Here is a 25,613-nt window from a genome sequence, read left to right on the forward strand (position 1 = left end):
CTGCTGACCACCTGAACCGGCGGACAAATGTTCACCCGAATTTCTCGGCAGATACATGCCGAGAAAGCGGGGAATTCGTCCGCCTGAGGCCGGGTCGCCCGCTGTTCCCGCGTACCCCTGCCGTATGTCACCCTGGCTCCGCAAACGTGACCACTTCGATCGACATGGTGTCGGTACCGGGAGGCGGCATGGCCAGACGCGTGTATCTGCATATCGGTGCGCCGAAAACGGGAAGCACCTATGTGCAGAACGTGCTCTGGAACAATTGCGCCGCCTTGCAGGAGGCGGGCATTCTGTTGCCGGGTAGTCCGGTGGCGCACGACCAGGCGATGGCCGACCTGCGCGCGGCACCCTGGCGGGACACCGACGTCTACTGGACCTGGGACCGGTTGGCCGAGAAGGCCCGTGGCTGGGCCGGCGATGTGATCATCAGCAACGAGGGGCTGGGCGCGGCGACCGGTGCGCAGGCCGCCCGGGCTGTGGAGAGCCTGGATGGTGCCGAGGTGCACGTCATCGCGGCCGGTCGTGACCTGTGGCGTACCTTCCCGTCGTTCTGGCAGCAGAGCGTCCGGGCCCGCAGTGGTTGGCGGTTCGGTGCCTTCATGCGTGCGGTGGAGGAGGGCCGGGCGGAGGCTTTCTGGAACAACCACACCGCGCCGCGCATGCTGCGTCGGTGGGGTGACCTGGTCCCCGCGGAACACCGGTACCTGGTGACGGTTCCTGCGCCCGGCGCCCCACGGGACCTGCTGTGGCACCGGTTCGCCGGGATCCTCGGGATCCCGGACGGGCTGTGCGAGCTGGCGGAACCCACCTCGAACCCGTCGCTCGGCGCAGCCGAGATCGAGCTGCTGCGCCGGGTGAACCTGGCGTTGGGCGACAGGTACCCGCTGCGTACGCCGTACCAGAAGGTGGTACACCGGCACCTTGTCGACGCGGTGCTCAAACGCCGCGAGGGGGTGACCTTCGGCGTCGGCCTGGACCGGGCCGACTGGGTGCGCGAGCTGGCGGAGCAGCAGATCAAGGAACTTCAGGACTACCCGTGCCGGATCGTCGGTGACCTCGACGAGTTGCGGCCGACCGTGATGCGGCAGAGCATCAGCCCCGACGACCTGGGCGAGGAGCAGCTGCTCCAGGTAGCTGTCGAGACGATCGTCGGCATGCTGGCGCACGCCGATGCGCTCAGCCATCCGCCTCCCGGCGACCACGACAACGTGAACGTCCTCTCCCGGCTGAGGACCCGGGCGGCCGGCGGCGTCAAACGCCGGTTACGCCTGGCCACCCGACGCGAGCCGTAGCCCGGCCGGCACCGTCGTCACGTCCACTGGGGGCGGTGCCGGCCGTTCGCAGGCCAGCCCCGGGGCCGCCCGTCCGGGGCCGTGGCCGCGCCAGCGTGCGACGGCGGAGACGATCTGCCGGGAGTGCAGGAGCCGCACGTGGTCGTGGCGTGTCGGCGACGCCAACTTATTAAAGGGATCTTTCCCACCATGGGGCCGGTAAAAGCGATAAAAAGGGACGCAATGGTTGCCGGCTGAAGGGCGTCGACGTGTTGGCGGAGGTGTGGCCGTTCGTCCAGCAGCGCCACGGCGTCGGCTAGGGGGTGGTGCTGGCCCGACTGGTGCGACGTTCCGGCCCCGGCTCGCGTCCGCTGGGCGCCACCATGGCCGTCGCCTCGGACGGCGGTTGGACCGGTTCGGTCTCCGGCGGCTGTGTGGAGGCGACCCTGCTCGACGAGGCCCGTGCGGTCCTCGACGGTGCCGGCGCCCGGCTCACCTCGGTCAGCATCGGTGCCGACCTGATGCCGTGGGAACCCACCCCGGCCTGCTGCGGCGAGCTGGGCGTGCTGCTCTGTCCCGTGCCGACCGGCCCGGTGTACGCGGCCATCGGCGCGGCGCTGGCCACCCGCCGCCCGCTCGCGCTCAGCGTCGAGCTTCGGGAACCGTTTCGCTGGTCGACCGCGGCGAACCGGTACGGGCTGCCCGACGGCGACGACCGGTTCGTCGAAGAACTGGTTCCCGGTCCACTGTTGCTGCTGGTCGGCGCCACCGACCTGGCCGCCGCGCTGGCCGCCCTGGCGGTCCCGACGGGACGCCGGGTCGTCGTGGTCGATCCGCGACCGGCGTACGCCCAACGGGACCGGGTGCCGGCAGCCGACGACGTGATCTGCGTCTGGCCGGACGAGTGGTTGGCAGCGGGTCGCCTCGGCCCGCGCGACGCGGTGCTGGTACTGGCCCACGACCCACGCATCGACGACCGGGCGCTGCGCGCCGCACTGGCCGGACCGGCCGGCTACGTCGGTGCTCTGGGCAGCCGGGCCACGCACGCCCGGCGGCTGGCCCGGCTGGCCGGTACGCCGGGTCTCAGCCGGCTTGCCGGCCCGGCGGGGCTGGACCTCGGCGGGGTTTCCCTCACCGAGACCGCGCTGTCGATGCTCGCCGAGGTCATCGCGGTCGGGCACCGACGCGGCGGCGGCCGGCTGCGTGACGCGCAGGGCGCGATCCGGTCGGTAGACCGGATGACGGCCGGCGAACTGGTGCTGGGCGAGGCGCCCGTCGGCGGGTGAGCGGACACCCGAGGGTCTCCTGTTGACCTATAGATACCCAATTTACACCAAATGCCCCGCCACTCTCGTCCGACCGCCGTCGTTGCAAACGGTGTGCGTAGGACGGGAGGGTCGGGGTCACGCGGCCCCGACCGCTCCCACGCTGGAGGGAGCGCAGCTCTGAACCGGATCGCAGGAATGATCATCGCTGCGGGGGGTGGCCGCCGCATCGGCGGGCCGGAAGCCCTGCTGCACCAGGGCGGCAAGCCACTTGTCGACCAGATGATCGACACGCTGACGGAGGCGGGCTGCGGGCAGATCGTGGTCGTCCTGGGTGCCGCGGCCGACCAGGTCCGCGAGACCGCCGACCTGAGTCGCGCCACGGTGGTGGTCAACCGCGCCTGGGGTACCGGCGTCGGCTCGTCCATCCGGGCCGGCCTCGCCGGCATCGACGACGACCGGGTCGAGGCGGCGGTGGTGGTGCCGGTGGACATGCCGGGGCTCACCGCCGCGGCGGTCCGCCGGGTCACCGCGCTGCCCTTTCCCGACGTGCTTGTCTGTGCCACCTACAACGGCCTGCGCGGGTACCCGATGCTCTTCGGCCGCCGGCACTGGCCCGGTATCGCGACCCTGGCCAGTGCCGACGTCGGTGCCCGCCCGTACCTGCTGGCGCACAAGGACCAGATCGTCGACATCGCCTGTGACGCGGTGGCCGACGGCAGCCGGGTCGACACCCCCGAACTCATGGCCCTCTACGGCCTCTCCGTCCCGGAACAACGCGTGGGCGTCTGACTCCTTGCGGGGGTGGGGAGCGGGTTAGGGGAGGCGGTTGGTGGTGGTCAGGTGGCGGTACCAGTGGGCGGAGTCCTTCCAGGTGCGCTGTTGGGTGCCGTAGTCGACGTGGATGATGCCGAAGCGGCGGTCGTAGCCGTACGCCCACTCGAAGTTGTCCAGCAGGGACCAGACGAAGTAGCCGCGTACGTCGGCGCCGGCGGCCATCGCCTCGTGTGTGGCGGCGATGTGCCGGTGGAGGTAGTCGATCCGGCGGTCGTCGTGGATCGCGCCGTCCGGCGACACGGCGTCGTCGAAGGCGGCGCCGTTCTCGGTGATCATCAGCGGCAGCTCGGGATACTCGCGGTGCAGGCGCAGCAGCAGCTCGGTCAGACCGGCCGGCTCGATGTTCCAGCCCATCGCGGTGTACGGGCCGGGCTGCGGCAGGAACTCGACAGACTCGGAGCCGACCCAGGCCGAGTGCGCCGAGCGACCGTGCCCGTCGGAGTCCGACTTGGGCGACACACCGTCCCAGGCACGGACCAGCGTGGTCGAGTAGTAGTTGACCCCGAGCACGTCCAACGGGACCGCGGCGATGCGCTCGTCGCCGTCGCGGACGAACGACCAGTCGGTCACGGCGGCGGTGTCGGCGAGCAGGTCCGCCGGGTACGCCCCGTCGAGCATCGGGCCGAGGAACGCCCGGTTGGCCAGGGCGTCGATCCGACGTGCCGCGTCGGCGTCGGCGGCCGAGTCCGAGGCCGGTCGGATGACGTGCAGGTTCAGTGTGACCGACAGCTGCGCCGCCGGTGCCAGGTCGCGGATCACCCGGCCGGCCAGGCCGTGCGCCAGGTTCAGATGGTGTACGGCGGCCAGCGCCGAGGCCGGTTCCGTCCGCCCCGGCGCGTGCACTCCGGAGGCGTACCCGAGATAGGCCGAGCACCACGGCTCGTTGAAGGTGGTCCAGGTGTGCACCCGGTCGCCGAGCGCACCGACGATCTTCGTGGCGTAGTCGGCGAAGCGGGCGGCGGTGTCCCGGGCCGGCCAGCCGCCGGCGTCCTCCAGTTCCTGCGGCAGGTCCCAGTGGTACAGCGTCGCCACCGGGCGGATGCCCAGGTCGAGCAGCCGGTCCACCAGGCGGGAGTAGAAGTCCACCCCGGCCTGGTTGAGCGCGCCCGAGCCGCCGGGCTGCACCCGGGGCCAGGCGATGGAGAACCGGTACGCCCCGAGCCCGAGCGCGGCGAGCTGGTCGAGGTCGTCGGCCCAGCGGTGGTAGTGGTCGGCGGCCACGTCGCCGGTGTCCCCGTTCAGGGTGCGGCCCGGGGTGTGACTGTAGGTGTCCCAGATCGACGGCCCCCGTCCGTCCTCCTTCGCCGCGCCCTCGATCTGGTACGCCGCCGTCGCCGAACCCCAGACGAATCCCTCAGGAAACACGACGTCGCTCATCTCGCCACCTCCGTCACCTCGCACGCGTACCCGGACGACGCGCCCGCCACCAGCTCGGCGCTGGCCGTTCCGTCCTGGTAGCACACCTCGAACTCGGTAGCCGGCCCACCATCGGGTGCCGGCACCCGGACCCGGGTCCGCTGCCCCGCCACCGGGGCGAACAGGCGCAGCCGGACTCCGTCGGCCCAGGCGTAGTCGGGTCGGTCGGTGACCGAGCCGAACGGGATGACCGACCCGGGCCGGGCGAGCACCGGAACGCTGTCGAAGTCGTGCTTCTCGGTCATCCAGCCGGGTCCGGTGACCTGGGCACCGCTGAGCAGGTGGGTCCAGGTGCCGGCGGGCAGGTAGTAGGTCACCTGACCGTCGGCGCTCATCACCGGTGCGACGAGCAGGTCCGGACCGAGCATGTACTGCCGGTCGAGGTGGGCGGCGGTCGGATCGTCCGGGAACTCCAGGATCATCGGCCGCATCACCGGTACACCCTCGCGGTGGGCCTCCTCGGCCGCCGCCGCCAGGTACGGCATCAGACTGAGTTTGAGCCGGGTGAAGTGGCGCAGCACGTCCACGGCCTCGTCGTCGTACGCCCACGGCACCCGGTACGAGCCGGAGCCGTGCAGCCGCGAGTGCGAGGAGAGCAGGCCGAAGGCGATCCAGCGTTTGAACACCGCCGGGTCGGGGGTGCCCTCGAAACCGCCGATGTCGTGGCTCCAGTAGCCGAACCCGGAGGCGGCCAGCGACAGCCCGCCGCGCAGCGACTCGGCCATCGCCACGAACGTCGACTCGCAGTCGCCACCCCAGTGCACCGGGAACTGCTGCCCGCCGGCGGTTGCCGAACGGGCGAAGACGACAGCCTCGCCTTCCCCGCGTTCGGCCGCCAGCAGCTCGAAGACGGTCTTGTTGTAGAGGTAGGCGTAGTAGTTGTGCATCCGCTGCGGGTCCGAGCCGTCGTGCCAGAGCACGTCGGTGGGGATGCGCTCGCCGAAGTCGGTCTTGAAGCAGTCGACGCCCATGTCCAGCAGCACCTTGAGTTTGCCGGCGAACCAGTCGACCGCGTCCGGGTTGGTGAAGTCGACGAGGGCCATGCCGGCCTGCCACTTGTCCCACTGCCAGACCGAGCCGTCCGGATTGCGGACCAGGTAGCCGGCCTGCCGGCCCTCCTCGAACAGGTACGACCGCTGGGCGATGTACGGGTTGATCCAGACGCACACCTTCAGGCCACGCTCGTGCAGCCGGCGCAGCATCCCCTCCGGGTCCGGGAAGGTCGCCGGGTCCCAGATGAAGTCGACCCAGTGGAACTGCCGCATCCAGAAGCAGTCGAAGTGGAACACCGACAGCGGCAGGTCCCGTTCGGCCATCCCGTCGATGAACTCGGTGACCGTCTTCTCGTCGTAGGCGGTGGTGAACGAGGTGGACAGCCACAGCCCGTACGACCAGGCCGGCACCCGCGCCGGCCGGCCGGTGAGCGCGGTGTACCGCCGCAGCACGTCCTTCGGGGTGGGTCCGTCGATCAGGTGGTACGTCAGCGACTGCCCGGGCACGCTGAACTGGGTCTGCGACACCACCTCGGAGCCGACCTCGAACGACACGTGCTCCGGGTGGTCCACGAAGACCCCGTAGCCGGCGCTGCTGAGATAGAACGGCACGTTCTTGTACGCCTGCTCGCTGGCGGTGCCGCCGTCGGCGTTCCAGATGTCGACGGTCTGGCCGTTCTTGACGTACGCGCCGAAGCGTTCGCCCAGCCCGTAGATGGTCTCGCCGACGCCGAGGGTCAACCGTTCGTGCACGTACTTGTGGCCGTCGACGTCGGTGACCGCCCCGATGCTGCGCTCGGTGGAGGAGGTGACCAGCCGGTCGCCGCGCAGGAAGTCCACCCGCCACGGCCCGGTCAGCGCGACCCGGACGGTCAGCTCGCCGGTGGTCAGCCGCGCGCTGAGCCCGGTGACCTCCACCTGCACCGGGTGTGTGGTGTCCTCGGTGAGGGTGAACCGGGGCTGCTTGGGCAGCCCGCCGGTGTGGTGGCCGATGGTCACCCCGACCACGCCGGGCGCGAGGGAGAAGAACCGTACGGTGATCACCGGCCGGTTGAGGGTGTCCCCGCGCCCGGTGATCCGTCCGATGGGTGCGAAGACGGTGAAGGAGCGCTCGTCCGGCTCCACCGACTCCACGGTGCCGGGGCGCAGCACGCTGACCCCGGGACGCAGGTGCCAGTACCCGTCGGTGAACTTCACTTGTCGGCTCCTGCCGCCGTACGCGGTGGGCCACTGGAACCGCGGACCTCCAGCACGCACGGCAGCAGTTCCTGGTGGATCTCACCGTCGCCGGTCTCGACGTGCCGCAGCAGCGTCCGCACCGCGATCCGGCCCAGCGCCGAACCGGGCGAGGTCATCGCGGTCAGTGCGGGGGTGGTCAGCTCGGCGACCTGGGGTGAGGTGACCATCGAGACGACGGAGACGTCGCCGGGCACCGTCAGTCCTCGGGCGGACAGCTCGCCGAGCAGCCCGAAGACGGCGCTCTCGTTCATCGCCAGCACAGCGGTGAGATCGGGGGTCTGCCGTAGTGCGGTGGCCAGCGCGGCTCGACCACTGGCGGCGCTGGCCTCGGCGGGGATCATCAGCGGTGTCAGGCGGTGCTCGGTCATCGCGGCGGCGAACGAGTCACGGGTTCGCAGCGCCGGGCCGTAACCCTCGGCGATGGTGGCGGCCGAGTGGTTGACGTAGACGATGCGACGGTGGCCCAGGCCGACCAGATGCTCGACGGCGTCGCGGACGGTCCGGTCGAAGTCGATGTCGACGTACGACAGGCCGGTCGGGTCCTCGGTGCGTCCGATGAGTACCGTCGGCACGCCCGCCTCGCGCAGCACGTCCACCCGGGGGTCGTGCAGCTGGACCTCCATCAGCAGGGCGCCGTCGAGGATCCGCTGGCTGGCCAGCCGGCGCAGCTCGTCGAGGTCGCCGACGCCGATCGGGGACAGCACCAGGTGGTAGCCGGCGGCCACGGCGGCGGCGGTCGCGCCGGTGACGAAGGCGGTCTCGGTGGCGCCGATGCCACGTTCGTCCATCGGCAGCAGCAGCCCGAGGATCCGGCTGCGCCGGCTGGCCAGTCCCCGTGCCAGGGCGTTGGGTTGGTAGTCCAGCTCGGTCATGGCGGCGAGAACCTTGTCCCGGGTCGCCTGGGAGATCGGACGGGCACCGGTGAGCACGTACGACACGGTGCTGACCGAGACCTGGGCGCGCCGCGCGACGTCCTGCATGGTGGCCATCCGGCACCTCCTCGCGGTACGCCCCGCGGCGTCGTCGAAGCGCTTCGACTAAGCGGTTCGACAGAACGTAGGTCAGGTGTCACGACCACGTCAACAGGCAATGACGAACAGACGTCGGAGCCCGCTCGGTCAGCGGGCGGGCAGGCCGAACAGGTCGGCGGCGGCCCGCCAGCAGACCATCCGCAGCCAGTCGTCGCCCAGGTCGAGCCGGGCCAGACCGGTCAACTGGTCGGCGTACGGGTAGGGGATGTTCGGAAAGTCGCTGCCCAGCAGCACCTTGCCGGCCAGCCCCAGCTCATGCAGCCGCGACAGCTCGTCGCCGGGAAAGGGCACGAACTGGTCGAGAAACGGGGTGAACGCCATTGTGGTGTCCAGCCGTACCCGCTCGTGACGCTCGGCGAGATCCAGGAAGGCGGAGTAGTCCGGTGCGCCCAGGTGGGCGACGATCGCCGGCAGTCGGGGGTGCCGGGCGAGCAGTGCGGTGAACGGCTCCGGCCCGGTGTGGGCGGTGCCCACCGGAGCGTGCCCGGCATGCACGACCACCGGCACACCGGCCTCGGTGAGCAGGCCCCACGCCGGCTCCAACGCCGGGTCGGTGGGCGCGAAACCACCCACCTGGAGGTGCACCTTGAACACCCGGGCACCGGCGTCGATCGCCTCGGCGACGTAGCGTGCCGCCGCCGGCTCCGGGAAGAAGGTGGCCGAGGGCAGGCATCCGGGGGTGTCGCGCGCGAAGTCGAGCGTCCACCGGTTCAGCTCCTCGGCCATGCCGGGCCGGTGGGCGTACGCGAGCGCGCTGAACGCCCGTACCCCCAGCCGGCGGAGATGATCGACGCGTTCCGCGTCGCTCCACCGGTACCGGATCGGCCACTCCAACCCCACAAGCGGGCCGGCCGAGTCGAAGTAGTCCCACACCCGACGGCGCAGTCTCGGTGGCAGGAAGTGCACGTGCACGTCGGCCAGGCCGGGCAGGCCGAGCTGCTGCCAGAACCGTGGCACGGCCGCGTCGGCGGCCACGATCACCGGGTCGACGGCCTCGACGCTCACAGGTCGAGGTTGAACTTCTGCAGCACCGAGGGAGCGACAAGTCCGAGCGTGGCCAGCACCGACACGATGGTCAGCGCGGTGCGGACCACGACGATCTCGGTCTTGCCGCCGGCTCGCAGCGCGATCTTGTCGGGCAGGCTGATCGGTGTCCACATCCGGCGTTTGATCGGGATCGGCCAGAGAATCGGTACCCCGGCCCGGGTGATCATGTCACCGATGATGTGCACGAAACAGCCCACGCCGACGGCCAACCCGATCATCGGATAACCCCGGTCGCCGGGAAGGTTCGCGGCGGTGAACACGGCGGCACCGGCGGAGACCAGGGTGACGATGAGCCAGCCGGCCCGTTCGGCCCACTCGTCGAACAGGCCGCGCAGGGCGAGGCCGATCATGAAGAACAGGATGCCGATGACGGCCCACTTGCCGTACCGGGCGCAGAGGGTGGTGGTGCCCCAACCCACAAGCACGGTGAACGGAATGGTGTGGGTGAGCGTGCGGTGACCGTTGCTGCGCTTGGGATCGCGGCTGAGCTTCGTGGCGTAGTAGACGCCCAGCGAGACCTTCTCCACCACCTCGGCGACGAACAGCGAGAAGACGCCGAACGTACGGGCCACTGTCGCGCCACCCTGATTGCGGGTGACCTTGCCGGACAAATCGAGATCGGGCAGCAGCGCCCCTCCGGCACAGACGGCGGTGCCGACGGCCAACGCCAACGGCGACTGCTCGTAGTCGTAGAAGTGCTGTAGCGCCCAGGACCCGCTCAGCCATACCGCCGCGCCAGACAGCGCGTGCGACGGTCCCATCATCTCGGCTCGCCCTCCCCAGGGATCTTGAGCGCCAAAACTACGCCACTGTAGTTCGTGCCGACGCCGCAGGGGGACCACCCACAGTGTCCACTTCGGACAGCGATCGGAGCCGGTCGGTGGACCGGCCCGACCACCAGGGAGTATGGCAGCGCGTGAGGGTCGACCGGCCCGATCTGTCGGCCATGGGACGGCGGTGCCGCCCGGGGTGCGCGTGGCTGTCGGCGGAACCGGGGTCACCACAAGCGTTTGCGGGGCGCGCGGACTGTCACGTCGCCGAAGATCGCCCGGCAGTGCACCTCCACCACCGGTGCGCCCGCCGCGACCGGCCCGCTCAGCTTGGACTTCTTGTTACCGAAGACCGCGCTGCCGGTGAGCCGGACATCGGTGCCCTCCGCCACGACGATCGTGACGTTGCCGAGGATCGCCTCCGCGTCGATCCGGGTCACCCGCCCGGGCAGCCGGGCCTCGTGCAGCTCGATCCGGCAGTCACCGAAGACCGCCCGAGCCTCGATGCGCTCCGGCACCGGCCACGCGCCCTTACGCACCTCGTTGCCGAAGATGGCCAGCAGCTTCTCCGGGGTGGGGGCGAGCGCGCCGGTCGTAGGGCGGGCCGCCGCGTCGGGCAGGTCCCTGGTCACCCTGGCCAACTCGCCGCGGGTCTGCGCGGCGTGGGCGACGCCGGCCCGCTCGGAGTACTCGTCGAGGGTCAGCCGGCCCTCGGCCGTTGCCTTGCCGAGCAGTTCCACGACCTCCTCCCGCTCCCGGTCGGAGACTCGCAGCTGGTCGGTGTCGTCGTGCCGGTCCGGTTCCACGGCTCCGAGACTATCCGTGTCCCGCGCGGCGGCGACCGTGTCCCGCGCGGCGGCGAGCAGGACCCGGCCTACTGTCGGAAGCTGAGCCGGACGGTCGCCAACTGCTCCGCCGAATCCGTCCAGTCGTGTTCGCGCGTGATCCAGCCCAACGTCCAGGTACGGCCCCGGGGAGGGCGATCCGGCACGATCTGGGTGGCGCGCAGCCGGTCGCCGTGCGGGGTCAGCCAGCCGAACTCCCACTCCGTGGCGGCGCCGATCCGGCTGAGGTGGAACTCCTGGTAGCCGGGCAGGGTGCCGTCTGCCAGTTTCCGGTCCCTTACCGCTCTGAGCTGGGCGATCGGCTCGGTGGCGGCGTCGGCGCTGTCCGCGACGGTGAACGCGCGACCGGTCGCCGGATCCTGGAAGCAGGCCACGTCGTCGTCGCGGGAGTACCGCCAGTCAGCCGGTAACGCCACCCGGAAGCCGCCGGCGTCGGCATGCCACACCCAGCCGGCGGGCGGCCGGAACCCGTCGTGGGGGCGGGGCGGCGCGCTCCGCAGCGAGGCACCGTCGACCCACGGGCGTACACAGGGCAGCGGTGGGGGGACGAGGCCGCCTGGCGGCGGACCGGGCGGGCGTCGCCCGTCTCGCGGCACCTGGCCGCCGGGCCCCGGGGCGCCCACGTCGTACGGCTGAGGGCTCTGCGTCTCCGCACCGGGCGTCTCCGCACCGGTGCCCACCACCGTCAGCGCGGTGCCGATCCCGGCCGCCATCGCGACAAGCACGGCGCCCGCCGCCAGCGCCCACGGTCGGGTCACCGGTCCCCGCCGCTGCTCGGCCTCGGGGGTCGTGTCACGGGTACCGGCAGGCGGAGTGCGTGGTGGCGGCCCACCGGCGTGGGCCGGGTCGCCCTCACCGGCGTGGGCCGGGTCGCCGCCGCCGGTCCGAGCCGGGTCGTCTCCGCCGGGCCACGGGGGCGGCTCGTCGCCCGGCGGGTGCCGGGTCGGCTCGCTCCGCGACGAGGTCGGGGTCGTCGCCGCCCCGTCTGCCGCCCCGACCGACGGGGCGGTACCGGCGGGAGACGATCCGGCGGTGGGCAGGGGAGCGGTGTCCTCGCCTGACCGGTCGGGCTGGTCGGCCGGATCGGGACCGGCGGCGGCCAGCAGCCGACGGCGCGTCTCGGCGTGGCCGGCGCGGTGCGCGAGGTCGCGGCGCAGCAGTCCGGCCAGCACCGCCGACAGTGGCCCCGCGTGCGGTGCCGGGTCCGGTGGCGCGGAGGCCAGCGCGCTGAGCGTCGCCATGGCGGTGCTGCGGGCGTACGGGGCACGACCCTCGACGGCGGCGTGCAGCGTGGCGCCGAGCGACCAGAGGTCGGCCGGTTCGCTCGACACCCCCTCGGCGGCACGCTCCGGCGCGACGTACTGCGGCGAGCCCAGGATGGTGCCGGGCCCGGTCATCGTCTGGTCGCCACCGTCGAAGACGGCCAGCCCGAAGTCGGTGAGCAGCACCCGGCCGTCGTCGGCGACGAGGACGTTCGCCGGCTTGACGTCGCGATGCAGCACCCCGGCGTCGTGCGCCGCTCGCAGCGCGTCCAGCAGCGCCAGACCGATCCGGGCGGCCCGCTGCGGCGACAGCGGCCCGTCGGCGTCGAGCAGATCCTGCAGGGTGCGCGACGGCACGTACTCCATGACGATCCAGGGCGCGTCCGCCTCGGAGACCACGTCGTAGACGCGGACCACGTTGGGGTGGCTGAGCCGCGCGGCGGTGCGTGCCTCCCGCAGCGTACGGGCGCGCAACTGGTCCAGCTCGTCGCCGCCGAGCCAGGCCGGCAGCACCACCTGCTTGATGGCCACCTGGCGGTGCAGCAGCTCGTCCTCGGCCCGCCAGACCGTGCCCATCCCGCCGCGCCCGACCAGATCGAGCAGCCGGTACCGGCCGGCGATCACCGCTCGCACGTTTCCCCCATCCGCCGCCGTCCGGCGTACACCCTAGTGTGGATCGGGGATCACCTATCCGACGAGTCCACTCAGGAGGCCGCCCCTCCCACGGCGAGGAGGTTGCCGTCCGGGATGGCTATCGTCTGCCGGCGCGCGGGCATCTCGGCGGCGGCGCGCCGGGCGGACGGCGCAACGTGCTCGCGACGGGCCGCGGTGTACGTGTCGGCGGTGCGGGCGGCGATGGTGGCCCAGCCGTACCGTCGTCCGACCATGCTGCGCGCCTGCCGGGCGACCCGGCGGGCGAAGACCTCGTCGCCGAGGAGCTGGCCCACGGCACCGGCCAGCGCCGACGGGTCGCTGTGCGGGAAGGTGACGCCGGTGACGCCCGGCTCGACGATCTCGGCCAGCCCACCGGTGCGGGCCACGGCGAGTGGCGCCCCGGCCGCGGCGGCCTCCAACGCCACCATGCCGAAGGGCTCGTAGAGGCTCGGCACGACAGTCGCGTCGGTGGCGCCGAGCACCGCCGGGAGCTGGGTGTTGTCGAGGAAGCCGGTGAATCGTACGGTGCCGGCGAGGCCGAGCTGACGGGTGCGGTCCTCCAACTCGCCCCGGAAGGGGCCGTCCCCGGCGATCAGCACCCGCAGCCCGGGGTGCCGTGCGCGTAGCTTCGGCACCGCGTCGACCAGGTGCTGCACGCCCTTCTCGTAGACCAGCCGGCCGGCGTACCCGACAAGCGGCCCGTCCCCGGCGAAGCGGGCCCGGGCCGACGCGACCGCGCGGGGCCGGGCCCGCCAGGCCCGGTCGTCGACGCCGTTGGGTACCACGTCCACCCGGTGCTCGGGCGTGTCGAACAGCGTGGTGACCTGATCGCGCATGTAGCCGGAGCAGGCGATGACCCGGGTCGAGGCGTTGCTGAGCCAGTGTTCGACGCCGTGGATGGTGCGGTTCATCTCCTCGGGTAGCCAGCCCTGGTGTCGGCCCGCTTCGGTGGCGTGGATGGTGGTGACCAGGGGTAGGTGGAGGTGGTCGCGCAGGGTGATGGCGGTGTGGGCGACGAGCCAGTCGTGGGCGTGGATGACGTCGTAAGTGCCGGTGGTGGTGGCGTGCAGGGCGGCACGGGTGAGGGTGTGGTTGAAGGCCATCGTCCAGGCGAGCAGCGAGTTGGTGGCCAGTGGGAAGGCGACCGGGTCCTCGGCGGCGCGGATGATGCGGACTCCGTCGACGTATTCCTCAAGGGGTGCGCCGTCGGTGTGGCGGGTGACGACTGTGACCTGGTGACCGGCGGCGGTCAGGGCCACCGACAGCGCGTGCACGTGCCGGCCGAGACCGCCGACGAGGACGGGTGGGTACTCCCAGGACAGCATCAGCACCCGCTGCGAGCGTGCGGGGTTGATGTCGATCACGTCGGCGTTCGGTGACATACGCGCCCCCTTTGAGTTGTCTCCGCACACCCGTCGGAAGCCCCCGGGATGGGAGCGTTCGCGTTGCGGCCGGATCGGGACCAATCCTGGTCGTAGCTGGATAACCAGCGGAGACGTAACCGTTGCGGGGGTGTAAAGCGCTACCGGCGGACGCGCAGCAGCTCCGCGACCGACCACGCCTGGAACGGGCATCCGGTGGCGGTGTGCGGGGCCGTACCGTCGGCGGTCTCGCTCACCGAACCGAGGCCGTACTCGCCCAGGTGCGCCTCCAGACCGGTGAACAGGTCGTCGACCGGCAGCCCGGCCCGACGGCTGGCGTCGGCGTACGGGCCGATCAGCCACGGCCAGACGGTGCCCTGGTGGTATGCGGTGTCCCGCTCGGCTGGACCGCCCCGGTGCCGGCCCAGGAAGCCGGGACAGTCGGGGGAGAGGCTGCGCGGGCCGAGCGGGGTGAGCAGCCCGGCGCCGACGTGGCCCACCGTCTGACCATCGGGCTCCAGCGGCGCGAACGGCAACGACCAGGCCAGCAGCTGGTTGGGGCGCAGCAGGTCGTCGTCGTGGAAGGCGGCCCCACCGAGCGGGTACGCCGGTGCCGGCGCGTCGACCACGTCGTGCAGCCAGCCGGCCGGGGTGGGGAACCGGTCCCGGAACGCCTTGACCGCCCGCTCGTGCAGCCGGTGCAGCCCGTCGGCGTCCTGCCCGGCCAGTTCGGCCAGTTCGGCGATGCCGGCCACCCCGTTGACCCACAGGGCGTTGACCTCGACCGGCTTGCCGTGGCGGGGGGTGACCGGTACGCCGTACACCCGGGCGTCCATCCAGGTCAGGGCGGCACCGGGGGCACCGCAGGTGAGCAGACCGTCGGCCGGGTCGACGGCGATGCCGTACCGGGTGCCGGCCAGATGGGCGTCGATCACCGCGCGCAGTGCCGGCAGCAGCTCGTCGCCGAGGTCGGTGTCACCGGTGACGGTGACGTGTCGGCTGACCGCGTGCAGGAACCACAACGTGCCGTCGACGGTGTTGTACTCGACCCGACCGGTGTCGGCGGTGTTGGCGAGCATCCCCTCCGACAGCGTCGCCGCGTACGAACGCAGCAGCTCACGGCCGAGGTCTGCCCGCCCGGTACGCAGGAAGAGCCCCTCGTAGGAGATCATCGTGTCCCGCGACCAGGCACCGAACCACGGATAGCCGGCCACCACGTCCACGGCGCTGTCGTTGGTGCGTACGACGAACGCGTCGGCGGCCAGCGCCAGGGTCGCCTCGACGTCGTCGGCGGGCCGGGCCGCCGCCACCACCTCCCGGTTGCGTCGCCGGGCCGCGGCGACCACCTCGACGGCCGGCGGCGGTGCCGGTGCCGGATCGTGGGCCCAGGCCAGCACCGCCAGGGTGTCGCCGGGGCGGTGCAGGGTGTCGCGGAACTGGCCCGCGTACCACAGGTCCTCCTCCGGGTGCAGACCCCGCGCCGCCTCCTCGCGGTGGTACACGCCCCGCCACCAGTGGCCCTGTGGCGACCAGCCGGGCCCGGACAGCCGGTACGCCCCCTCGATCACCGCGCCGCCGTCGACCGGGTCCATCCGCAGCGGCGGTCCGTCGCCGCGCCGCTCGCCGTGCGCGTCCCGCCAGGTGCAGGCGGCGGCCAGTTCCAGCTCGACCGGACCACCGCTGACCAGCCGGTGTACCACGGCCACGCAGGAGCGTCCGGGGAGCATGGCCAGCTCCCGTTCGATCACCACGTCGCCGATCCGCCACCGCCAGCGCGGCAGCCCGTCGGTCAGGTCGAAGCGCTCCAGCAGCTCGAAGCCGCGCGGGTCCACGTCACCGGAGGCCCACTCGTGCGCGCCCAGGCGCACCCGGGCGCCGGAGGGCAGCAGCACCGCCGGATCGAGGCTGACGAGTCCCACCTTGCGGGAGGCCGGGGTTTCTCCCGGGATCACCAGCAGCCCGTGGTAGCGGCGGGTGCGCAGACCGGCGACGGTGCCCATGGCGTACCCGCCAAGGCCGTCGGGCACCAGCCACTCGCGGCCGGCGGCACTGGTCAGCTCGCCACAGACCTGCGAACCGTAGCGAATCTCGATCAACTTTCCTCCACCGCGGCGAGGTGTAACACGACACGACGACAATGGCCGCTGTGGTCAAGTACCCCGGCGGCGTCGAAGATGTTCAGGTGATCAATGACGGTTCGCCCTCTGCTCCGGCCCCCGACGTCGAGCGGATCCGGCTCGCCCAGGCCGATGCCGGGGAGCAGGACTGGCGCGCATGGGGTCCCTATCTGTCCGAGCGGGCGTGGGGGACGGTACGGGAGGATTACAGCGAGCACGGCACGGCCTGGGACTACTTTCCCCACGACCATGCGCGGTCCCGAGCCTACCGGTGGTCCGAGGACGGCATGGCGGGCGTCTGTGACGACCGGCAGACGTTCTGTTTCGCGCTCGCGTTGTGGAACGGGCGCGATCCGATCATCAAGGAGCGGATGTTCGGCCTCGGTGGCGACGGCGGCAACCACGGCGAGGACGTCAAGGAGTACTGGTGGTACGAGGACTCCACCCCCACCCACTCCTGGATGCGGTGGCGCTACCACTACCCGCAGGCCGCCTTCCCGTACGACGAGCTGGTCGCGGTCAACGGCCTGCGGGGCCGGGACGACACCGAGTACGAGCTCGTCGACACCGGCATCTTCGACGACGACAGGTACTGGGCGGTGACCGTCGACTACGCCAAGGCCGGCCCGAGCGACATGTGCATCGTGGTGACTGTGGTCAACCGCGGCGAGGAGGCCGACCGGCTGCACGTGCTGCCGCACCTGTGGTTCCGCAACACCTGGGCGTGGGGGCTGCCCGGCGGTGACCGGGTGCCCCGGATCGTCGGGTCCGGGCGGCGGCTCGTCGGCGAGCACTGGGTGCTCGGCCAGATCGTGCTCGAAGGCGACGGCGACCCGACGCCGCTGCTCTGCGACAACGACACGAACGCCGAGCGGCTGTGGGGGCTGTCGAGTCGTACCCCGTACCCGAAGGACGGCATCAACGACCATGTGGTCGACGGTGCGGAGACGGTCAACCCGGGCCTGGAGGGCACCAAGGGGGCGCTGCACTACGTGCTGGACGTGCCGGCCGGTGAGCAACGGCGGATCCGGCTGCGGCTGACCCGTACCGCCCCGCCGCCCGGCGAGGGCGAGCCGCCGCCGGCCGACCTCGGCGACGGTTTCGACGCGGTGGTGTGGGCCCGTCGGGCCGAGGCGAACCGGTTCTTCGACGCGGTCATCCCGGCCAAGGCCAGCGCCGACGAGGCGTTGATCGCCCGGCAGGCCATCGCCGGGCTGATGTGGGGCAAACAGTTCTACCACTTCGACGTCAAACGGTGGCTGGACGGCGACCCCGGCTCGACCCCGCCGGCCGGTCGCCGGCACGGGCGCAACAGCCACTGGTGGCACATGACCAGCTTCGACGTGATCTCCATGCCGGATCCGTGGGAGTACCCGTGGTACGCCGCCTGGGACCTGGCCTTCCACTGCGTGAGCATCGCCCGGGTCGACCCCGGCTTCGCCAAGGAGCAGCTGCTGCTCCTGCTGCGCGAGTGGTACCTGCACCCCAACGGACAGATCCCCGCGTACGAGTGGGCCTTCGGCGACGTCAACCCGCCGGTGCACGCCTGGGCGGCGTTGAAGGTGTTCGAGATCGACGGCAGCCGGGACCACGACTTCCTGGCCCGGATGATGCACAAGCTGCTGATGAACTTCACCTGGTGGGTCAACCGCAAGGACACCGGCGGCAACAACGTCTTCGAGGGCGGGTTCCTCGGGCTGGACAACGTCGGCCCGTTCGACAGGTCGGCGGCGCTGCCGGTGGCCGGGGTGCTGGAGCAGTCCGACGGCACCGGCTGGATGGCGATGTACGCGCTCAACCTGCTGGACATCGCCATCGTGCTGGCCGAGCACGACCGGACCTGGGTGGACACCGCGACGAAGTTCTTCGAACACTTCGCCTACATCGCGGCAGCCGCGTACGACCAGGGGCTCTGGGACGACGAGGACGCCTTCTTCTACGACGTGCTGCGGCTGGCCGACGGCACGAAGGTGCCGTTGAAGGTGCGCTCGGTGGTGGGTCTGCTGCCGTTGGCCGCGGTGACCCGGCTGACCGCGCGGACCCTGCACCGGCTGCCCGAGCTGGGGGCCCGGCTGCGCTGGTTCCTGACCAACCGGCCCGAGTACGCCTCGGTGGTGGGCGCGCGGCGGCTCGGCCCGGACGGGCGGCAGCAGCGGTTGTTGTCCATGTGCGGGCCGGAGCAGGTGGTGCGGCTGCTCGCCCGGATGCTGGACACCGACGAGTTCCTCTCCGAGTACGGGCTGCGGACGCTGTCCCGCGCCCACCTGGACAAGCCGTTCGCGGTGACCCTGGGCGGGCAGGAGTTCTGCGTCGGCTACGAGCCGGCCGAGTCGACGAGCGGCCTGTTCGGCGGCAACTCCAACTGGCGCGGGCCGATCTGGATGCCGACGAACTTCCTGCTGATCAGTGCGTTGCGGGACTATGCCGCGTTCTTCGGCGACGACCTTCAGGTGGAGTATCCGACCCGGTCCGGGGTGAAGAAGACCCTCGACGAGATCGCCGACGACCTGTCGGCGCGGTTGATCGCGCTGTTCACCCGCGACGGCTGGGGCCGCCGGCCGATCTACGGCGCGGCGCAGTTGTTCCAGACCCACCCGGACTGGCGTGACCTGATCGCCTTCCCCGAGTACTTCCACGGCGACAACGGTGCCGGCCTGGGCGCCTGGCACCAGACGGGCTGGACCGCCCTGGTCGCCGACCTCATCCTCACCCTGCGCCGCTGACCGGGCTGCCCGGCCGCGGCGGGGTCGATGCGGTCCACAGTGTCGTCCTCGGTGGGTATGGTCGCGGCCATGGGTGACTTCGTGCTGCGGCGCTGGCAGCTGGACCACTACCCGGGTGATCAGGCGCCACCGCATCAGCACCACCGGTCCACCGAGGGCTTCGTCGTCCTGCGGGGTCGGCTGGAGGTCCTGGTCGGCGTCGAACGACGGATCCTCGGACCGGGCGAACACGTGGTGATCCCGGCCGGCACCACCCACACCTTCGCCACCGTCGACCCGGAGGGCGCCGACCTCATCGCGATCATGTCGCCCGAGGTGGATGAGCTGGTCACGGCCCTGCACACCGCGTCCAGCGACGAGGAGCGGGCTGCCGTCTGGGGGCGGTACCACTCGACGGTGGTCGGCCCACCCGAGCACTGACCGGCCTTCAGTCGCCAATCCGTCGCGACGGGATGACCCTGCGTGACGCGGGGCTAGCATCGACGGCGTGTTCGGAGCAGACGAACCCGGCACCGGGCAGGACGGCGACGCCATCGTCACCACCGCCTGGCAACTGGCCGAGGCGGAGGGTCTGGCTGCGGTGACCACCCGCCGGCTCGCCGAACGCGCCGACGTCGACCTCGGTGCTCTCTACCAGCGTTTCGCCGACCGGGATGCGGTGGTCGCCGCCGTCGCGGTGCGAGGCTTCGCCGACCTGGCCGCCGCGCTTACCGACGCGCGTACGGTGGTCGACCGGCCGGCGGAGGTCTGGCCGGCGGTGATGGCGGCGTACCTGGATTTCGCGTACGCCAATCCCGAGGTCTACGACGCGATGTTCGCCCACACGCCGGAGCTGACCCTCGGCGCGGAGCAGGTGCCCGAGACCGTCGCGGCCACCTTCGCCGAGCTGCGCACCGCGTTGACGCCGCTGGCCGCCGGCCGCGACGCCGACATCCTCGCCGAGTTGGGTTGGAGCCTGCTGCACGGCATGGTGATGCTCACCCGCGGCGGCCGGCTACGCCCCGACACCCAGGACCACCGCGAACACCTCCTCAGCCAGAACCTCTTCCACCCCCGCCCCTCGTCCCGGTGATCAAGAAGTTTGCGTCAGCTTTCGCGGGCCGGGACGACGCAAACTTCTTGATCAACTGGATGGGTGGGGTGGGTGGTTGCGCGGGGTGGGGTGGGGGCGTAGGTTCGCTGGCACGCCGTCGAGTGGGGAGGAGGTCAGAACAATGTCCGATGTTCTGCGCCCCGTCCGCGCCCCGGCGTCCACGCGGATCTGACCCGGGGCGTCGCTGTCCCGGAGGATCTGCCATGACCGATCTGGTCGTCCGCCCGCTCGTCGCGGGCGAGGAGAAACTGTTCGACTCGATGCCCGACCCGTTGCCGCAACTGCGACAGATCAGCTACGCCGACGGGATCGCCGGCGGCGGCTACCGGCCGGAGCGCACCTTCATCGCGCTGCGCGGCGACCGGGTGGTGGGCCGCGCCGCGTGGCTGCTGCTACCCGGCTCCGTCGGCGAACCGTGGCTGGAACGGTTCGACCTGGACCTCAGGCCGTCCGCCGATGCCGCACAGTCGACCGACCCAACGCGGTCGGCCGGCACCGCAGCGTCGGCCGGCACCGCGAGGCAGGTCAGTATCGCGGCGGAGATCGGTGCCGCGTTGCTACGTACCGCGCACGACGCGCTCGGTGGCCCGAAGGTGTACCACGCGGCCCTGCCGGCGTACTGGCGTCGGCAACCCGAGGTGCGGGCCGTCGCCGAGGCGTCGATGGCCGCGGCCCGACTCGCGGGACTTGTCGAGCGGGGGGAGCGGATCAGGCTCAGTTGGACGGGCGGGCCACTGCCGACGCCGTCGGGCCGGTTCTCGTTCCGTCCCGCCGCCGACGCTGCGGAGATAGCCGCGCTGGTGGCCCGGATCGTCGAGCCGGTCGTGCTTACCGGCGCCGAGACCGCCCGCGCGGTCGCCGGGGTGGACCTGGCCCGCGACCCGCTGGCCTGGTTGACCGATACGCCGCCCGGCAACTGGCGCGTCGCCCTCGACGGTGACGAACCGGTGGGCCTGGCTGGGTCGACGGCCGACGCGTGTTTCCCGATGATCGCCTACCTCGGCCTGCTGGACGAGTCGGTATTGGGTGAGCTGGTGGCCGACTCGGTCGCGGCGTTGGCCGGCGGCGGGGCGTACGAGGTGGTCGCCGACGTGGACGCGCACCGGGTGGCTGTGGTGGCGGAGCTGGAGCGGACCGGCTTCCGCCGGGTTCGCTCCCGGGTGGTCTTCACCCCGGCCTGAGCCGATCAGGGACGGGTGCCCGGTTATCCGGTGGTCCGCCGTGCGTCTGTTCGCCTACAGTCCGCGAGGTGACGCGTGAGGCAGCCATCGAGCCGGGCCGGGTGCTGGTCTTCGACGCCGACGACACCCTCTGGGAGAACAATGTCGTCTTCGAGCGGGTGATCGACGACTTCCTGAAATGGTTGGACCATCCCACCCTCGACCGGGCGCAACTGCGAGCGGTGCTCGACGACATCGAGCGGGCCAACACTGTCACCCACGGGTACGGCAGCCAGGTCTTCCTGCGCAGTCTGCGGGACTGTCTGGAACGGCTGCGTCAGCGTCCGGCGACCGAGGCGGAGCGTCGTGAGATCGACGAGCTGGCGGTGGCGCTGGTGACCCACCAGGTCGAGCTGATGCCGGGGGTGGCCGACGCCCTGGACGAGTTGGCCGGCCGGCACGAGCTGCTGCTGCTGACCAAGGGCGAGCGCGAGGAACAACAGCGCAAGCTGGATGCCTGCGGGTTGGCGCACCACTTCTCCGCCGCGCACATCGTGCCGGAGAAGAACGTCGAGACGTACCTGTGGCTGGCCGGGCGGCACGGGCTGGACCCCGCTCGGGCGTGGATGATCGGCAACTCACCGCGCTCGGACATCCTGCCCGCCCGGGCCGCCGGCTGGAACGCGGTGTTCATCCCGAACGCCAACACCTGGGTACTGGAGCATGACGAGCTGGATCCGGCGGACGGCGGGGTGCTGCACCTGGCCGCCTTCCCGGACCTGCTGCGGCACTTCTGATCACTACCGTCGCGGGTGCCGGTGGGCGCTTTGGAGTATTTATACCGTTATGCCATAACTAGTAACTTTTGTGCTCGTTCAGTCGGTGGCGGGCCTCGACACGTCGAGCACGCCCGCCAGTCGAACTGGACGGGGGAACTCGATGAAATCTGGACCGCGAGGAATCGCGCTCGCATCCACGGTGATGCTGGTCGCCAGCATGACGACCGTGGGACTCGGGACGCCTGCGCGGGCCGCGCCGGGTGACGGGAGCACACGAGGCGTCGGCGGTCCGTCGGTGGCAGCGGTGCCCACCACCGAGACGCTCACGCCGGAGGAGGGGCCGCAGTCGGGTGGTCAGGTGGTGACCATCACCGGTACGGGTTTCATCGTGGGTGGCACGACTGTCACTTTCGAGGGCGTACCGGCGACCGACGTCACCGTCGATCCGACGGGCACGTCGTTGACGGCTGTCACTCCGCCCGGTGCGGTCGGCCCGGCAGCGGTCGTGGTCGGTAACGTGGATGGCACCGCACCGCCACTGGGCTACACGTATCTCGCCGACGGCAGTGCCGCTGTGGTGACCGGCCTCGCACCGCCTGCTGGGCCCACCGTCGGTGGTACGACAGTGACGATCACCGGGACCGGTTTCACCGGGGCGTTGGCCGTGGACTTCAACGGCCTGCCCAGCACCGACTTCACTGTCGACCCGGCCGGCACCACGATCACGGTGGTGTCCCCGCCGAACCCGGCCGGCCCGGCCCTGGTCGAGCTGATCTTCCCGGCCGGCAGGGTGACCGCGCCGGACTTCACGTACGTCGCGCCGACGATCACCTCCATCGTGCCGAACACGGGCCCGACCGCTGGGGGTACGACGGTGACGATCACCGGGACCGGCTTCGCCGGTACGACCGGGGTGACCTTCAATGACGTACCGGGCACCGATGTCGTCGTCGATCCGGGCGGCACCTCGCTGACCGTGGTGACGCCGCCGGCTCCGGTCGGCCAGGTCGACGTGCTGGTGCTCCTGCCAGGCGCGAACGCTGAGGCACCGGGAGGATTCACGTACGTCGCGGCTGCTCCCACCGTCACGGCGATCACGCCGGACGACGGACCACAGTCGGGTGGCCAGGCGGTGACGATCACCGGTACGGGCTTTGTTCCGGGTGGCACGACCGTCACCTTCGACGGCGTACCGGCCACCGACGTCACGGTCAGCCCGGCGGGCACGTCGTTGACGGCTGTCACTCCGCCCGGTGCGGTCGGCCCGGCCGTCGTGGTGGTGGCCGTCAACGGTGGCTCGTCCGCGCCGCTTGACTACGCGTACCTGGCCGATGGCGGTGCCGCCGTGGTGACCGGACTGACGCCGACGACCGGGCCGGATTCGGGCGGTACCCGGGTCACCATCACCGGCACCGGTTTCGCCGGTGCGACCGGGGTGACCTTCGGCGGGCTACCTGGCACCGGATTCACCGTGAACCCGGCCGGCACCGCGATCACCGTGGTGACGCCGCCGAACACCGTCGGGGTGGCCGAGGTGCGACTGGTGTTTCCCGCCGGCACCGCCGCCGCGCCAGCGTTCAGTTACCAGACCGCCCCGCCGGTCATTGATGCGCTGTCCCCGGATCAGGGCGCGACCCGTGGCGGTACGACAGTCACGGTCAGCGGTTCCGGGTTTGTTCCGGGCGGCACCGTGGTCACCATCTGCGGCCGGACCATCCAGGCCAGTGAGGTCACCGTGACGTCGGACGGTCGTTCGTTGACCTTCCGTACGCCGGCCTGCGCGGCTGGCAGCACCACAGTCGTCGTGAGCACCGCCGGTGGTGACTCCGGCGGGCTCACCTTCCGTTACGTGTCGCGGAAACTGCCGGTGACCGGTGACGCCGTTGCCACGTCGTTGACCGCCGGCGCGTTGCTGGTCGTCGCGGGCAGCTTCCTGGTGTTGCTGACCTGGCGCCGCCAGCGCACCGACTGACCCGGTCGGTTGGGCCGAGCTTCGGCCCGATGAGCCGTATACCTGTGCGGTCGTGGACCGCACAGGTATACGGCTCAAGCTCGATGTCCGCCGGCCACCCTGCCGGCCGGACGGGACGTCGACGCCTCAGGACGTCTCGCCCCGCACGATGGCTACCGCCACCCGGCAGAACTCGTCCATGTCGGGCTGGAATCCGGCCGCGATGTCGTGGTGCAGCCCGGCGCGGGTCTCGTCGAGCAGCCGCTGACAGACCTGCTCCACCGGCTCGCCGGCATAGCTGTCGCGCACCCGGTCCGCAGCCGCCTGAAGGGCAGAGGTCAGCTGCTCCTCCAGCGGCCCGCGCAGCTTCTCCTGCACCGGGTCGCGGGGGTCCAGCGTGACATGTGGCTCCGACATCGGCGCTCCCTTCGTCGGCGGCTGCGGTACCCCACCGCTGCCGTCGGTCAAACCCCGTCCGGTACGGCGGCGACGCGCACCTGGTACGAGAAGTCCTCGGCCGGCTGTTCCAGGTAGGACAGCCGGCGGATCTGCTTGTCGTCGTCGTAGAGGGCGACGTCGACAAGCACGCCGAGGTGGGCCAGGCCGATGCTGGACACCCGCTTCTTGTCCTGGAGCACCGCACACACGCCGCCCAGCAGGGTGCTGGCGTCGGAGGTGCGGTGGCCGGGCGGGCAGCGCAGGGTCAGGTCGATCTCGATCGGGCCGGACAGTGGCGTCCAGCCGGTTTGTTGCGCGGCCGCACAGGCGGCCTGCAACAGGGCGCGTACCCTCGTCGCCTGCCGATGCCCGGCGGCGAAGATGGACAGCGCTTCGGTCTTGACCGGTGGCAGGCCGCTCACCTCGAACGTCAGGGTGAGAGCGCGGGTGTCCTGCACCACGGCGGCACCTCCTCGTTGGGGACGATCCTGCCCAACCGGTAAGCCGGTGAGGGGCTGTTCCCGCGAGAACCAACCGATCGGGCGGGTCGGGGTCGGCCGGTGGCGTATCGACGGCGACGGCGTACGCGCTGGCGGCGGAGCGTGTTAAACGCTAGTCCACCCGACGGCCACCCGGTAGCACCGGCCGGTCAGTCCCGGGGCGGGAAGGCGCAGAACTCGTTGCCCTCCGGGTCGGCCAGCACCCACCAGGACACCGCATCGTCCGGCTCCCGCAGCAGGGTGGCGCCGGTCCTGATCAGCGCGGTCGGTGCCGGATCGGCCAGGTCGACGTCCCAGTGCATCCGGTTCTTCACGCTCTTCCGCTCCGGCACGGGGTCGAAGACCCAGTGGTCCCAGGGGAACCCGGCCGCGCCGGTGACCGAGGCGTGGCCCTCCTCGCTGACCTCGACCTCGCCGCCGACGACACCGGCCCACCAGCCGGCCTGTGCGGTCGGGTCAACGGAGTCCACCACCAGCTCGAACGGCCCCGGCCGGGAATTCTCACCGGGGGCGAAAGCGCAGAACAGGTTGCCGTCGGGGTCGGCCAGTACCCACCAGCTGATCTCCGAGTCCGGCTCGCGGACCAGCCGCGCGCCGGCCTCGAGCAGCGCCGCCGGGCTCGCCTCGGCCAACCGCAGGTCCAGGTGTACGCGAGTCTTGACGGTACGCCGTTCGGGAACCTGGTTGACCCAGATCGAGTCCGCGCTGGCACCGCCGGACGGGTCGACCCGGGTGTCGCCGTCACCGACGTCGACCAGTTCCCCGTCCAGAATTCGTGCCCAGAACCGGCCGAGGGCGTGCGCGTCGGCGGCGTCGAGACAGAGGTCCTTGAAGCGTGCGATCATCCGCCGATCATGCC

General features: G+C 71.5%; 21 protein-coding genes. 9 read left to right on the forward strand and 12 right to left on the reverse strand.

The genetic code is table 11. From position 1 onward, the window contains the following. Window positions 1-188 precede the first annotated feature (188 nt). The 3 genes from CLT74_RS01515 (at window position 189) to CLT74_RS01525 (ending at window position 3,331) form a co-directional block, all read left to right on the forward strand. Window positions 189-1,295, forward strand: a complete 1,107-nt coding sequence (locus tag CLT74_RS01515; RefSeq protein ID WP_099851094.1) for a hypothetical protein — start codon at window positions 189-191, stop codon at window positions 1,293-1,295. 305 nt (window positions 1,296-1,600) lie between these two features. Then, on the forward strand, window positions 1,601-2,560 hold the full coding sequence (locus CLT74_RS01520) for an XdhC/CoxI family protein (protein ID WP_158240163.1): 960 nt from the start codon (window positions 1,601-1,603) through the stop codon (window positions 2,558-2,560). 177 nt (window positions 2,561-2,737) lie between these two features. Then, complete coding sequence (locus CLT74_RS01525; RefSeq protein WP_099844944.1) at window positions 2,738-3,331, forward strand: nucleotidyltransferase family protein; 594 nt, start codon at window positions 2,738-2,740, stop codon at window positions 3,329-3,331. Between the two features lie 24 nt (window positions 3,332-3,355). On the opposite strand, the gene CLT74_RS01530 is transcribed toward CLT74_RS01525, so the two are convergent. The 9 genes from CLT74_RS01530 to CLT74_RS01570 form a co-directional block, all read right to left on the reverse strand. Next, window positions 3,356-4,753, reverse strand: coding sequence for a GH1 family beta-glucosidase (locus tag CLT74_RS01530; protein ID WP_099844945.1), 1,398 nt, complete (start codon window positions 4,751-4,753; stop codon window positions 3,356-3,358). Continuing rightward, window positions 4,750-6,981 (reverse strand): alpha-xylosidase, encoded by a 2,232-nt coding sequence (gene yicI / locus CLT74_RS01535; RefSeq protein ID WP_099844946.1) that lies wholly within the window; start codon window positions 6,979-6,981, stop codon window positions 4,750-4,752. The genes CLT74_RS01530 and yicI overlap by 4 nt, the downstream gene beginning before the upstream one ends. Beyond that, window positions 6,978-8,012, reverse strand: coding sequence for a LacI family DNA-binding transcriptional regulator (locus tag CLT74_RS01540; RefSeq protein ID WP_099844947.1), 1,035 nt, complete (start codon window positions 8,010-8,012; stop codon window positions 6,978-6,980). The genes yicI and CLT74_RS01540 overlap by 4 nt, the downstream gene beginning before the upstream one ends. Window positions 8,013-8,141: 129 nt before the next feature. Beyond that, window positions 8,142-9,035 (reverse strand): amidohydrolase family protein, encoded by an 894-nt coding sequence (locus CLT74_RS01545; protein ID WP_099851096.1) that lies wholly within the window; start codon window positions 9,033-9,035, stop codon window positions 8,142-8,144. A 20-nt stretch (window positions 9,036-9,055) separates the two neighbouring features. After that, on the reverse strand, window positions 9,056-9,865 hold the full coding sequence (locus CLT74_RS01550) for a metal-dependent hydrolase (RefSeq protein ID WP_099844948.1): 810 nt from the start codon (window positions 9,863-9,865) through the stop codon (window positions 9,056-9,058). A gap of 233 nt (window positions 9,866-10,098) precedes the next feature. Further along, window positions 10,099-10,677, reverse strand: a complete 579-nt coding sequence (locus tag CLT74_RS01555; RefSeq protein WP_158240164.1) for a DUF1707 and DUF2154 domain-containing protein — start codon at window positions 10,675-10,677, stop codon at window positions 10,099-10,101. A 68-nt stretch (window positions 10,678-10,745) separates the two neighbouring features. Then, complete coding sequence (locus CLT74_RS01560; protein WP_486581894.1) at window positions 10,746-12,611, reverse strand: serine/threonine-protein kinase; 1,866 nt, start codon at window positions 12,609-12,611, stop codon at window positions 10,746-10,748. Between the two features lie 71 nt (window positions 12,612-12,682). After that, window positions 12,683-14,014 (reverse strand): glycosyltransferase family 4 protein, encoded by a 1,332-nt coding sequence (locus tag CLT74_RS01565; protein WP_099844950.1) that lies wholly within the window; start codon window positions 14,012-14,014, stop codon window positions 12,683-12,685. Window positions 14,015-14,154: 140 nt separating this feature from the next. After that, the gene (locus CLT74_RS01570) at window positions 14,155-16,089 is read right to left on the reverse strand and encodes a glycogen debranching enzyme family protein (protein ID WP_099844951.1); all 1,935 of its coding nucleotides are present in this window, start codon (window positions 16,087-16,089) and stop codon (window positions 14,155-14,157) included. A gap of 41 nt (window positions 16,090-16,130) precedes the next feature. Between CLT74_RS01570 and CLT74_RS01575 the strand changes: the two genes are divergently transcribed. The 6 genes from CLT74_RS01575 (at window position 16,131) to CLT74_RS01600 (ending at window position 23,837) form a co-directional block, all read left to right on the forward strand. Then, the gene (locus CLT74_RS01575) at window positions 16,131-18,833 is read left to right on the forward strand and encodes an MGH1-like glycoside hydrolase domain-containing protein (RefSeq protein WP_099844952.1); all 2,703 of its coding nucleotides are present in this window, start codon (window positions 16,131-16,133) and stop codon (window positions 18,831-18,833) included. A gap of 69 nt (window positions 18,834-18,902) precedes the next feature. Beyond that, window positions 18,903-19,253, forward strand: a complete 351-nt coding sequence (locus CLT74_RS01580) for a cupin domain-containing protein (protein WP_158240165.1) — start codon at window positions 18,903-18,905, stop codon at window positions 19,251-19,253. A 67-nt stretch (window positions 19,254-19,320) separates the two neighbouring features. Further along, window positions 19,321-19,905, forward strand: a complete 585-nt coding sequence (locus tag CLT74_RS01585) for a TetR/AcrR family transcriptional regulator (protein ID WP_099844954.1) — start codon at window positions 19,321-19,323, stop codon at window positions 19,903-19,905. 224 nt (window positions 19,906-20,129) lie between these two features. Further along, on the forward strand, window positions 20,130-21,107 hold the full coding sequence (locus tag CLT74_RS01590) for an acetyltransferase (protein ID WP_099844955.1): 978 nt from the start codon (window positions 20,130-20,132) through the stop codon (window positions 21,105-21,107). 101 nt (window positions 21,108-21,208) lie between these two features. Then, the gene (locus CLT74_RS01595; protein ID WP_099851099.1) at window positions 21,209-21,883 is read left to right on the forward strand and encodes an HAD family hydrolase; all 675 of its coding nucleotides are present in this window, start codon (window positions 21,209-21,211) and stop codon (window positions 21,881-21,883) included. Window positions 21,884-22,169: 286 nt separating this feature from the next. Then, a complete protein-coding gene (locus tag CLT74_RS01600; RefSeq protein WP_158240166.1) occupies window positions 22,170-23,837 on the forward strand; it encodes an IPT/TIG domain-containing protein in 1,668 nt (555 codons plus the stop codon). Between the two features lie 126 nt (window positions 23,838-23,963). Here the strand turns inward: CLT74_RS01600 and CLT74_RS01605 are convergent, their stop codons facing one another. The 3 genes from CLT74_RS01605 to CLT74_RS01615 form a co-directional block, all read right to left on the reverse strand. After that, entirely contained in the window at window positions 23,964-24,233 is a 270-nt protein-coding gene (locus CLT74_RS01605) for a hypothetical protein (protein WP_099844957.1), read from the reverse strand. A 47-nt stretch (window positions 24,234-24,280) separates the two neighbouring features. Beyond that, entirely contained in the window at window positions 24,281-24,712 is a 432-nt protein-coding gene (locus CLT74_RS01610; protein WP_099851101.1) for a RusA family crossover junction endodeoxyribonuclease, read from the reverse strand. A 191-nt stretch (window positions 24,713-24,903) separates the two neighbouring features. Further along, entirely contained in the window at window positions 24,904-25,599 is a 696-nt protein-coding gene (locus tag CLT74_RS01615; RefSeq protein WP_099844958.1) for a VOC family protein, read from the reverse strand. Window positions 25,600-25,613 lie beyond the last annotated feature (14 nt).

It is taken from the genome of Verrucosispora sp. CNZ293 (assembly GCF_002754655.1).

Bases quoted from the DNA above. Each gene is read 5' to 3' on its own strand.
- CLT74_RS01605 (WP_099844957.1), bottom strand. From the start codon at position 24,233: ATGTCGGAGCCACATGTCACGCTGGACCCCCGCGACCCGGTGCAGGAG.
- CLT74_RS01615 (WP_099844958.1), bottom strand. From the start codon at position 25,599: ATGATCGCACGCTTCAAGGACCTCTGTCTCGACGCCGCCGACGCGCAC.
- CLT74_RS01530 (WP_099844945.1), bottom strand. From the start codon at position 4,753: ATGAGCGACGTCGTGTTTCCTGAGGGATTCGTCTGGGGTTCGGCGACG.
- CLT74_RS01525 (WP_099844944.1), top strand. From the start codon at position 2,738: ATGATCATCGCTGCGGGGGGTGGCCGCCGCATCGGCGGGCCGGAAGCC.
- CLT74_RS01580 (WP_158240165.1), top strand. From the start codon at position 18,903: ATGGGTGACTTCGTGCTGCGGCGCTGGCAGCTGGACCACTACCCGGGT.
- CLT74_RS01565 (WP_099844950.1), bottom strand. From the start codon at position 14,014: ATGTCACCGAACGCCGACGTGATCGACATCAACCCCGCACGCTCGCAG.
- CLT74_RS01575 (WP_099844952.1), top strand. From the start codon at position 16,131: ATGGCCGCTGTGGTCAAGTACCCCGGCGGCGTCGAAGATGTTCAGGTG.
- CLT74_RS01540 (WP_099844947.1), bottom strand. From the start codon at position 8,012: ATGGCCACCATGCAGGACGTCGCGCGGCGCGCCCAGGTCTCGGTCAGC.
- CLT74_RS01590 (WP_099844955.1), top strand. From the start codon at position 20,130: ATGACCGATCTGGTCGTCCGCCCGCTCGTCGCGGGCGAGGAGAAACTG.
- CLT74_RS01550 (WP_099844948.1), bottom strand. From the start codon at position 9,865: ATGATGGGACCGTCGCACGCGCTGTCTGGCGCGGCGGTATGGCTGAGC.
- CLT74_RS01515 (WP_099851094.1), top strand. From the start codon at position 189: ATGGCCAGACGCGTGTATCTGCATATCGGTGCGCCGAAAACGGGAAGC.